At 67.6% G+C, this 9,786-nt stretch carries 8 protein-coding genes; 1 reads left to right on the top strand and 7 read right to left on the bottom strand.

The window, feature by feature from the left end; translation table 11 throughout:
• Nucleotides 1-273: 273 nt before the first annotated feature.
• From betA to ABE472_RS18655, 7 genes are all read right to left on the bottom strand, one after another.
• A complete protein-coding gene (betA, locus tag ABE472_RS18685; RefSeq protein WP_313219598.1) occupies nucleotides 274-1,944 on the bottom strand; it encodes a choline dehydrogenase in 1,671 nt (556 codons plus the stop codon).
• Nucleotides 1,945-1,969: 25 nt separating this feature from the next.
• Nucleotides 1,970-3,442 (bottom strand): betaine-aldehyde dehydrogenase, encoded by a 1,473-nt coding sequence (betB, locus tag ABE472_RS18680; protein ID WP_313212700.1) that lies wholly within the window; start codon nucleotides 3,440-3,442, stop codon nucleotides 1,970-1,972.
• A gap of 34 nt (nucleotides 3,443-3,476) precedes the next feature.
• The gene (gene betT / locus ABE472_RS18675; protein WP_313219600.1) at nucleotides 3,477-5,456 is read right to left on the bottom strand and encodes a choline BCCT transporter BetT; all 1,980 of its coding nucleotides are present in this window, start codon (nucleotides 5,454-5,456) and stop codon (nucleotides 3,477-3,479) included.
• A gap of 121 nt (nucleotides 5,457-5,577) precedes the next feature.
• Entirely contained in the window at nucleotides 5,578-6,315 is a 738-nt protein-coding gene (locus tag ABE472_RS18670; protein ID WP_172838073.1) for an endonuclease/exonuclease/phosphatase family protein, read from the bottom strand.
• 50 nt (nucleotides 6,316-6,365) lie between these two features.
• The gene (locus ABE472_RS18665; protein ID WP_313219601.1) at nucleotides 6,366-7,193 is read right to left on the bottom strand and encodes a thiol:disulfide interchange protein DsbA/DsbL; all 828 of its coding nucleotides are present in this window, start codon (nucleotides 7,191-7,193) and stop codon (nucleotides 6,366-6,368) included.
• Between the two features lie 122 nt (nucleotides 7,194-7,315).
• Nucleotides 7,316-7,960, bottom strand: coding sequence for a thiol:disulfide interchange protein DsbA/DsbL (locus ABE472_RS18660; RefSeq protein ID WP_313219602.1), 645 nt, complete (start codon nucleotides 7,958-7,960; stop codon nucleotides 7,316-7,318).
• Between the two features lie 129 nt (nucleotides 7,961-8,089).
• A complete protein-coding gene (locus ABE472_RS18655) occupies nucleotides 8,090-8,890 on the bottom strand; it encodes a c-type cytochrome (protein WP_313219603.1) in 801 nt (266 codons plus the stop codon).
• Nucleotides 8,891-9,045: 155 nt separating this feature from the next.
• Between ABE472_RS18655 and yihA the strand changes: the two genes are divergently transcribed.
• Nucleotides 9,046-9,669 (top strand): ribosome biogenesis GTP-binding protein YihA/YsxC, encoded by a 624-nt coding sequence (yihA, locus tag ABE472_RS18650; RefSeq protein ID WP_070473671.1) that lies wholly within the window; start codon nucleotides 9,046-9,048, stop codon nucleotides 9,667-9,669.
• Nucleotides 9,670-9,786 lie beyond the last annotated feature (117 nt).

Raw genomic sequence — 9,786 nt, 5'->3', positions numbered from 1 at the left:
GGCCGGCTCCGCGATTACCGTGAGATCGCGAGGAGCCGGCCAGCGGCCGGCACTACCAGGACGCGAGGAGCCGGCCAGCGGCCGGCACTACCAGGATGCGAGGAGCCGGCCAGCGGCCGGCACTACCAGGATGCGAGGAGCCGGCCAGCGGCCGGCACTACCAGGACGCGAGGAGCCGGCCAGCGGCCGGCACTACCGGGATGCGAGGAGTCGGCATTGCCGGGATTCGTGGGCCGCCCCCCCGGCGGCGCCTACCGATGGATCGCGGCGCCCTCAGCGCCTGGCCGGCGCGTCCCCGGCGACGTAATACGCCGCCGTGCTGCGCGGCAGCGGAGCACGCCCCCGGATCCGGTCGGCGATCTTCTCGGCGATCATGATCGTGGTGGCGTTGAGGTTGCCGGTGATGATGCGCGGCATGATCGAAGCATCCACCACACGCAGGCTCTCCATCCCGTGCACACGGCCCTGGCCGTCCACCACGCTCATCGCATCGGTGCCCATCGCGCACGAGCAGGAGGGGTGGTAGGCGGTCTCGGCATGCGCGCGCACGAAGGCATCCAGTTCCGCATCGGTCTGGCACTCGGCGCTCGGACTGATCTCGCGGCCGCGGTACTCGTCCAGCGCGGGCTGGGCGATGATCTCGCGGGTGATGCGGATCGCATCGCGGAATTCCTGCCAGTCCTGATCGGTGGACTGGTAGTTGAACAGGATCGAGGGGTGCTCACGCGGGTCCAGCGACTTGGCATGCACATGCCCGCGGCTGGGCGTGCGCATCGAGCCCACATGCGCCTGGAAGCCGTGTTCCTTGACCGCGTTGGTGCCGTTGTAATTGATCGCCACCGGCAGGAAGTGGTACTGGATGTTCGGCCAGTCGAAGTCCTCGCGGGTACGGATGAAGCCGCCGGCCTCGAACTGGTTGCTGGCACCGATGCCGGTGCCGGCGAACAGCCATTCCGCACCGATCGCCGGCTGGTTCCACCACTGCAGCGCCGGGTACAGCGAGACCGGCTTCTTGCAGGCGTACTGCATGTATACCTCGAGGTGATCCTGCAGGTTCTCGCCGACGCCGGGCAGGTCGTGCACCAGCGGTACGCCAAGTGCGGCCAGTAACGCCGGCGCACCCACCCCAGAGCGCTGCAGGATCTGCGGCGAGGCGATCGCCCCGGCGCACAGCAGCACCTCGCGGCGGGCGGTAGCGTCGATCGGCTCGGCGCTGTTGCCAGCCAGGTAGCGCACGCCCACCGCGCGCTTGCCGGCGAACAGGATGCGGTCGGTGGTGGCGTGCACCACGATCTCCAGTCCCTCACGGTCCTTGGCCATGTCCAGGTAACCGCGCGCGGTACTGGAGCGGCGCCCGCGCGGGGTCACCGTGCGGTCCATCGGGCCGAAGCCTTCCTGCTGGTAGCCGTTGAGGTCATCGGTACGTGGGTAGCCGGCCTGCACGCCGGCCTCGACCATCGCGTGGAACAGCACGTTGTTGCCGTTCTTCGGCGTGGCCACGCTGACCGGGCCGTCGCCGCCGTGGTAATCGTTGGCGCCGATGTCGCGCGTTTCCGCCTTGCGGAAGTAGGGCAGCACGTCGTGGTAGCTCCAGTCCTCGAGGCCGTCGAAGCTGGCCCACTGGTCGAAGTCCATCGCGTTGCCGCGGATGTAGCACATGCCGTTGATCAGCGAGGAACCGCCCAGGCCCTTGCCGCGGCCGCACTCCATGCGCCGGTTGTCCATGTAGGGTTCCGGCTCGGTTTCATACGCCCAGTTGTAGCGGCGGCCCTGCAGCGGATAAGCCAGTGCGGCCGGCATCTGGGTGCGGAAATCCATCCGGTAATCCGGGCCGCCTGCTTCCAGCAGCAGCACGCTGACGCCGGCGTCTTCGGTCAGGCGCGCGGCCAGCGTGTTGCCGGCCGACCCGGCGCCGATGATGATGTAGTCGTACTCGCGCTTCATCGCGGTGTCTCCTGGTAAGGCCGGTTCAGAACACCGACGCGTAGCGGTCCAGTTCGATCTGGATGGATTTGGTGCGGGTGTAGGCACGCAGCGTGGCCAGCCCGTTTTCACGGCCGACACCGGACTGCTTGTAGCCGCCCACCGGCATCTGTGCCGGCGATTCGCCCCAGCTGTTGACCCAGCAGATGCCTGCCTCGAGCTGATGGATCAGGCGATGCGCGCGCGCCAGGTCCGGCGTGACCACGCCGGCGGCGAGACCGTAATCGGTGTCGTTGGCGCGGCGCACGGCCTCGTCTTCGTCGTCGTACGCCAACAGGCTCATCACCGGCCCGAAAATCTCTTCGCGCACGATGCGCATGTCATCGCGGCAATCGCTGAAGATCGTCGGTGCCACATAGCAGCCCTTGCCCAGCGTGCCGTCGGTCAGCCGTTCGCCGCCGCAGACCAGCCGTGCACCCTCGGCCTTGCCGCTGGCGATGTGCTCAAGCACGCGCTGCATGTGCGCGGCGCTGACCAGCGGGCCGAAGTTGGTGTCCTTGGCCAGCGGGTCGCCGATGCGGATGCGCTTGACCCGTTCCAGCAGTTTGGCTTCGAACGCGGCCAGGGTGCTGCGCGGCACGAACACGCGGGTGCCGTTGGTGCACACCTGACCGGAGCTGTAGAAGTTGGCCATCATCGCCACGTCGGCGGCCAGGTCCAGATCGGCGTCGGCGCAGATGATCAGCGGCGACTTGCCCCCCAGCTCCATGGTGACGTCTTTGAGCGTGGAGCTGGAGGCACTGGCCATCACCTTGCGGCCGGTGGCGGTGCCGCCGGTGAAGGAGATCTTCTCGATCAGCGGATGCTCGGTCAATGCCGAGCCGACGCCGGCGCCATCGCCGGGCAGCACGTTGAACACGCCATCGGGCAGGCCGGCCTCGGTGAAGATTTCCGCCAGCTTCAGCGCGGTCAGCGGCGTCACTTCGCTGGGCTTGAAGATCATCGCGTTGCCGGCGGCCAGCGCGGGGGCGGCCTTCCACAGCGCGATCTGGATCGGGTAGTTCCAGGCACCGATCGCGCCGACCACGCCAAGGGGCTCCTGCCGGGTGTAGAAGAAGCTGCTCTCACGCAGCGGCACCTGGCTGCCTTCCAGCCCGTGCATGACGCCGGCGTAGTACTCCAGCACGTCTGCACCGGTGACCACGTCCACGCTGAGCGTTTCGCTCAGGGCCTTGCCGGTGTTGCGCGATTCCAGCTCGGCCAGTGCATCGTTGCGCTCGCGCAGCAGCGCGACCGCCCGCAGCAGGATGCGCGAGCGCTCCACGGTGGTCAGCGCGGCCCATGCTTTCTGGCCGGCCTGGGCGCTCTCCACGGCAGCGTCGAGATCGTCGCTGTTGGCGCTGTGGACGTTGGCGAGCAGCTCGCCGTTGGCCGGATTGATGACCTGGAAGGTCTGTCCGCCCTGGGAGGGAACGTAGCGGCCGCCGATGTACAGCAGCTGGTCGGGGAGGGTAGGCATGTCGATGACTCCTTTGCAGCGGGAGATCAGTGCGTCAACGCGTGAGATGCAGGAACTGCAGGTGACGCTCGTACTGATCGATGATGTCGTTGATGATCTGCTGGCGGCTGTAGCCGAACAGCTCGTAGTCCTGTCCACCTTCATAAAGATGCACTTCGGCGCGGTAGTAACGCTGGTTGCGGAAGCGCTGCGCGGCGAACGAAGGCGTGAGGTAGCCGCGCATGATCACCTGGTAGGTGAACACCTGTTGTTCGCCATGGTCCACCAGCAGCTCCATGTGACCCGGCTCGAACTTCGTCTGCACATCCAGGCCCTGTTCGAGCAGCTGCGCCGCGACGGCTTCGATCGCCGGCTTCACATCGGTATCCATGAACCGGTACACCTCGTCGCGGACCGGGAAATGCACCGCCTGGGTGATGCGCTGGCGCCAGCCGCGCTGGTGTCGCGATTGCCCGATCAATGGGATCGGCGAGTACTGCGAGGCTTTCTTGCGCTGCGACTCTTCGCCCAGCGCGCGGGTCAGGCCCCACAGCATCAGCAGCAACACCACCGAGAACGGCAGCGAGGCCAGCACCACCGCGGATTTGAGTGCATCCATGCTGCCGGCCAGCAGCAGTCCGGCGGTGACCAGGCCGGTCATCACGCCCCAGAAAACGCGCAACCAGCGCGGGCCGTCGTCTTCCGGATTGCCGCCCTGCGAGGACAGCGTGGACAGCACCACCGTGCCGGAATCGGCCGAGGTGACGAAGAAGATGAAGCTGACGATCACCGTGACCGCGATGACGGCGCGGCTCCACGGATAGCTCTCCAGCAGCGCGTACAGCACGGTCGGCGGGTTCTCCACCGCCATCTGCGCCAGGTGTACCTGGTCGTGATGCAGGATCTGGTCCAGCGCGCTGTTGCCGAAGATCGACAGCCAGGCCAGGGTGAAGCCCAGCGGGATCAGCAGCACGCCGAGCACGAATTCGCGGATGGTGCGGCCGCGCGAGATGCGCGCGATGAACAGGCCCACGAACGGCGCCCAGCCGATCCACCAGGCCCAGTAGAACACCGTCCAGTTGCCCAGCCAGTCCGGGCGCCCGCCGTAGGCGTACACATCGAAACTCTTGCCGACCACGTTGCCCAGGTAGTCGCCCATGTTCTGCATGAAGGCATTGAGCAGGTACTGGGTGGGGCCGGCGAACAGCATGAACAGCAGCAGCGAGATCGCCAGCAGCATGTTGATGTTGGACATCCAGCGCACGCCTTTCTCCACGCCGGACACGGCCACGGTGATCGCCGCGCCCATCATCAGCACGATCAGCCCGACCTGCACCCAGGCCGCGTGCGGCACCGGGAACAAGGTGTTCAGGCCGGCGTTGAGATGCAGCACGCCAAAGCCCATGTCCGCGCCGAGGCCGAACACGGTGGCCACGATGCCCAGGGCATCCACGGTGTAGCCGATCGGCCCGTTGATGCGCTTGCCGATCAACGGATACAGCGCCGAGCGCAGCGCCAGTGGCAGGTTGTGGCGGTAGGCGAAGTAGGCCAGCGCCATCGCGGCCAGCGCGAACACGCCCCAGCCATGCAGACCCCAGTGCAGGAACAGCAGCTGCATCGCCTGGCGCGCGCTGGCCTCGCCACTGCCGGTGCCGCCCTGCGGCGGCAACAGGTAATGGGTCAGCGGCTCGGAGACGCAGAAGAAGAACAGGGTGATGCTGATGCCGGCGGCGAACAGCATGCCGGCCCAAGACAGATAGCTGAACTCCGGCTCGTCATGGTCCGCGCCGAGTTTGACGTTGCCATAGCCGGACAACGCCACGCCGACCACGAACACCAGGTACACGGTCATCGCCAGCAGGTAATACCAGCCGACATTGCGCGAGGCCCAGGTCTGGGCATCGAGCAGCATCACGCCGGCATCGATGGGAAACACGGTGACCAGAATGGCGAATGCCGCCACGATCGTGGCGGCAAGCAGGAACACGGGTCGAAGCGTGCGCACCTCGGGCAGAGGCGGCTCCACGGTACTCATGGGGTGGGGGATACTCCCGGTGCCGGAGCGGCAGACGGCGGGATTTATCGCACAGGCGCTGTGGACAGCCTGTTTACACGCTCACGATGCCCGCCGCGCAAGGGCGGCGGGTGCACAGGGGTCAGCGCAGCGCGCTGCTCGGTACATCGATCGACATCGCCAGCGCGAGGTGATCGGAGAACGCGGCCGGCACGGCTTCGGCACTGCGTTGCTGCAGGCCGTCGCTGAGCAGGATGTGGTCGATCGCCCGGTCCGGGCGCCAGCTGGGGAAGGTCGGCACCACGCAGCCCGGCGGCTGCAGCGTCGTCTTCTGGTACAGCACCTGCATTTCCGGCCGTTCGGCCAGGCAGTTGAAATCGCCCATCAGCACGGCGTTGGGGTGGTCGGAGAGCAGATCGGCAATGAAGGCCAATTGCGACATGCGCGAATTGGTCCCCAAGGACAGATGCGCCACCGCCACCGCCAGGCCCTGGCTGCCTTCACCGAACTTGGCCAGCAGCACGCCGCGCCCGCCGATCCGGCCGGGCAGGGCGTGGTCCTGGACCTCGACCGGCTCGAGTTTGCTGAGCAGGCCGTTGGCGCTGGAGGCGACCCCACCCATCCGGCGGTTGGGCTGGTGGCTCCAGTAATTGAAGCCGGCGCGCTCGGCCAGATAGTGGGTCTGGTTGGTGAAGCCCGAGCGCAGGCTGCCGGGATCGGCCTCCTGCAGGCCGACGATGTCGTGTTCGCGGGCCATCTGCGCGATGGCATCCAGGCTGGTTCGCTTACGCCCGGCCGGCAGTGCATGCGACCAGCTGCGGGTCACGTAGTCACTGTAGCGGCGGGTGCTCGAACCGGCCTGGATATTGGCCGTCAGCAGGCGCAGGGTCCGCGTGTGGGGGGAGGTCACGACGGTTCGCTATCGCTGGATCAGTTGGCCTTGCCGGCGCGTTCGCGCGCGATCAGGTGATCGGCGATGCGCAGCATGTCCGGGAAGCCCTTGCCCTTGACCAGGTACTTGCCGTTGACGATCACCGACGGGGTGCCGGAGATCTTGCTGCGCTGGGCGAACTGCTTGGCCGAGTTGGTCTTGGCGTTGACGGCGAAGCTGCCCATCATCGCGGCGAACTGCTTCGGGTCGGCGCCGTGCTTGCCGTAGAAGTTGGCGATGTCGTCGACCGAATCACGGCCGCGCTCGCCCTTCAGGCTCTGCTCGGCATGGATCGCGGCGTACATGGCTTCGTGGGTCTTTTCCTGCAGGCCCATGGCCTGCGCGGCGTAGAACGCACGGCCGTAGTCATCCCAGGTGCCGCCGAACATGGCCGGCACGTAGACGAAATTGACATCGCTCGGCAGACCGGCCTTCCACGGCCCGATCAGCGGCTGGAACGCGGCGCAGGCCGGGCACACGTAACCGAAGATTTCGGCGACTTCGATCTTGCCGGTGGCCGGCTGGAACGGCTGGCCATTCTCGATCACCACATAGTCGGTGCCGGCAACCGGCTCCGGGCCGGTCGGGCGCGACGAGGCCGGCGCCGGCGCCGGGGTGGTGGCTTCGGCAGCGGCGGTCTCGGCGGCGGCGGTTTCACCGCTGGCGGCCGGGGCCTGCTCGCTCGGGGGGGCCGTTTCGGTGGCCGGGGTGCTGCTCGGCGCGGCCGGTTCGGCCGGGGCGGTGGTGTTGGCGGTACCGTCCTGCGCCTTGCAGGCAGCCAGGATCGGCAGCAGGGCCATGAGCGTAATGGCGAAACGGGTCTTCATCGAAGCATCTCCAGCGGATGAGCATGGTGGGACCGACGCTGGGAGCGTCGGCCAGGGAAGCATGATGACACGCGGAAACGAGCGTCCCGCGTGCACGGTGCGTGATGGTTCAGCGAGCGCTGTTAGAGCGCCTTGCCGCTGCGCGCACGGGCGATCAGGGCATCTGCATTGCGCAGCATCGACTCGAACGAGTCGCCCTTGACCAGGTACACGCCATTGACGATCAGCGTCGGCGTGCCGGGCACCTTGGTGCGCAGGGCGAAGGCACGGGCGGCCTTGACCTTGGCATCCACGGCGTCGCTCTTGAGCGCGGTGATGTACTGCGCCGGGGCCACGCCAAAGCCCTGGTAGAACGCGGCCAGTTCATCCGGCGAGACGTTCTGCATCGGCAGCGAGCCCTTCTCATGCAGGGCATCGAACATGGCGCGATGGCTGCGCTTGGCCACGCCCAGCTGGTCGGCGGCGTAGTAGGCGCGGGCAAACGAATCCCACACGCCCCCGAAAGCGGCCGGCACCGGGGTGAAGCGGACGTCCTTGGGCAGCTTGGCGGCCCAGGCTTCCAGCTGCGGCTCGAAGTGCGCGCAGTGCGGGCAGGTGTAGCCGAACATCTCCACGACTTCGATCTTGCCGGCCAGCGGCGCGAACGGACCGGCATCGGCGATGCGTTCGTAATCCTTGCCCTCCACCAGCGGGGCCGGGGTGGCAGCGAGGGTGGTCAACGGGCTCAGGGCCAGCAGCAACAACATCAGGCGGGGCATCAACGTCATCTACATCCATCTCCATACAGAAAAAACGACGCCGGCCCAGTCGCCGGCGTGCCAGTGAACATACCCCGCCGGCCGGGGCGTCCGCATCGGTCATCCGACCAAGGGGATGCGCTGCGGGGTGGGCGGTCGTCAGGGAGCCTGCGCGCCTCCGGCGACCGGGGTGGCGGCTGCGGCGACGTCATCGGCCCGGTTGTGCAGGCCCTGCAGGTAGCTGGCCAGGGCCTGGATTTCCTGCTCGGTCAACGACTTGGCGATCGAGGCCATGATCTGGAAGTGGGCCTTGTCCGTTTCCTGGGTGGTCCCGGCCTGATACTCCTGCAGGCGGCGCGCGACATACGCTGCGTGCTGGCCACTGATATGCGGGTAGGCCGGGCCGGGATTGCCCGCGCCGGTGGGGCCGTGGCACGCCATGCAGGCCGGGATGCCGCGCTCGGCATCGCCGCCGCGATACAGCTGCTGGCCGATCTCATAGAACTTCTTGCCCGCGTACGGGCCCTCGGTCACCGCGCCATCGTCGGCGATGCCGGCCGTGGCCTTCTGCGTGGCGAAGTAGGCACCGATGTCGCGCATGTCCTGCGGGGTGAGGTCCTGCACGAACGGCACCATCGCCGCCGAAGCCCCGGAGGTGCGCTGCCCATTGGCGATCAGGGCCATCTGCTGGGCGCTGTAGCGCTCGCTCTGGCCGGCGATGCTCGGGTACATCTCCACCGTGGAATTGCCATCGGCCGAGTGACAGGCCGCGCAGGCGGCCGCCTTGGTCTGCCCGGCCTTGGGATCGCCCCAGGTGGTTTTGCTGAAATCGACCTCCAGCGAGGCGGTCTTGATCGGCCCGTTGTCCGGCAGGGGCGTGATCGAGGTCTGGGCAACGGCAACGGCGGCGAGCAGCGATACAGCAAGTGCGGAAACGGCAAGAACGCGAGCATGGCGCATGCGGAAGCTCCGTGTGGACCGGCCTGGCGGTTGCGGGACCGCAACCACGGGGATCGCCCGATTATCAACGCCGTTTCACGCCACGGTCAACGCAGGGTGCAGCAAAACCGAGCGCGGGCAGCGCGGATCGGGCCCGGACATGCGATCCTATGCCCATGTCATTGCTCCTCGAACGCGCCCAATACCTGCTTTCGGCCCACAACACCCGGCAATTGCCGGAAGACGTGGGCGCGGAAGTCGCCTTTGCCGGTCGCTCAAATGCTGGCAAGTCCAGTGCCCTCAACGCCCTGACCCGCCAGAACAGCCTGGCCCGGGTCTCCAAGACCCCCGGCCGCACCCAGCAGCTGGTGTTCTTCGAGGTCACCCCGGAGGCCAAGCTGGTCGATCTGCCCGGCTACGGCTACGCCAAGGTCCCGCTGGATCTGCAGGCGCACTGGCAGGCGTTCATCGACCAGTACTTCCGTACCCGCGAGGCCCTGCGTGGCCTGGTGGTGGTGATGGACATCCGTCACCCGCTGAAGGACTACGACCGCCAGATGCTCGCCTATGCGGTGCAGCGCGGCCTGCCGGCGCACGCGCTGCTGACCAAGGCCGACAAGCTCGGCCGTGGCCAGCAGGGCATCGCCCTGCAGAAGGTGCGCAAGGAACTGCAGTCCTCCTTCGGCGATACCGTCAGCGTGCAGACCTTCTCCGGTCCCGCCCGCCAGGGCGTGGATGAAGCCCGCGGCATCATCGGCGGCTGGCTGGGCCTGAACAAGCCGGCGCCCGAAGCGGCCTGATCCGGGCGTTGCCGCGGTCCAACGGGCCGCGCGGCGCCGGGTAGTGGGGGCGGCGCGCGGCCGGGCGGGAGGACAAGACGGATGATGGGGCCCGCCCCCCCCCCCCCCCCCCCCCAA

The organism is Stenotrophomonas sp. TWI809, from assembly GCF_039673205.1.
Taxonomy (GTDB): Bacteria; Pseudomonadota; Gammaproteobacteria; order Xanthomonadales; family Xanthomonadaceae; genus Stenotrophomonas.
The sequence above is the reverse complement of the archived record's forward strand: the minus strand, read 5'-3'. Positions and strand labels throughout refer to the sequence as shown.

What these genes read in the sequence shown, in the direction of transcription:
- betB (WP_313212700.1), bottom strand. Translation starts at nt 3,442, where the DNA reads ATGCCTACCCTCCCCGACCAGCTGCTGTACATCGGCGGCCGCTACGTT.
- ABE472_RS18665 (WP_313219601.1), bottom strand. Translation starts at nt 7,193, where the DNA reads ATGAAGACCCGTTTCGCCATTACGCTCATGGCCCTGCTGCCGATCCTG.
- yihA (WP_070473671.1), top strand. Translation starts at nt 9,046, where the DNA reads ATGTCATTGCTCCTCGAACGCGCCCAATACCTGCTTTCGGCCCACAAC.
- ABE472_RS18655 (WP_313219603.1), bottom strand. Translation starts at nt 8,890, where the DNA reads ATGCGCCATGCTCGCGTTCTTGCCGTTTCCGCACTTGCTGTATCGCTG.
- betT (WP_313219600.1), bottom strand. Translation starts at nt 5,456, where the DNA reads ATGAGTACCGTGGAGCCGCCTCTGCCCGAGGTGCGCACGCTTCGACCC.
- betA (WP_313219598.1), bottom strand. Translation starts at nt 1,944, where the DNA reads ATGAAGCGCGAGTACGACTACATCATCATCGGCGCCGGGTCGGCCGGC.
- ABE472_RS18660 (WP_313219602.1), bottom strand. Translation starts at nt 7,960, where the DNA reads ATGACGTTGATGCCCCGCCTGATGTTGTTGCTGCTGGCCCTGAGCCCG.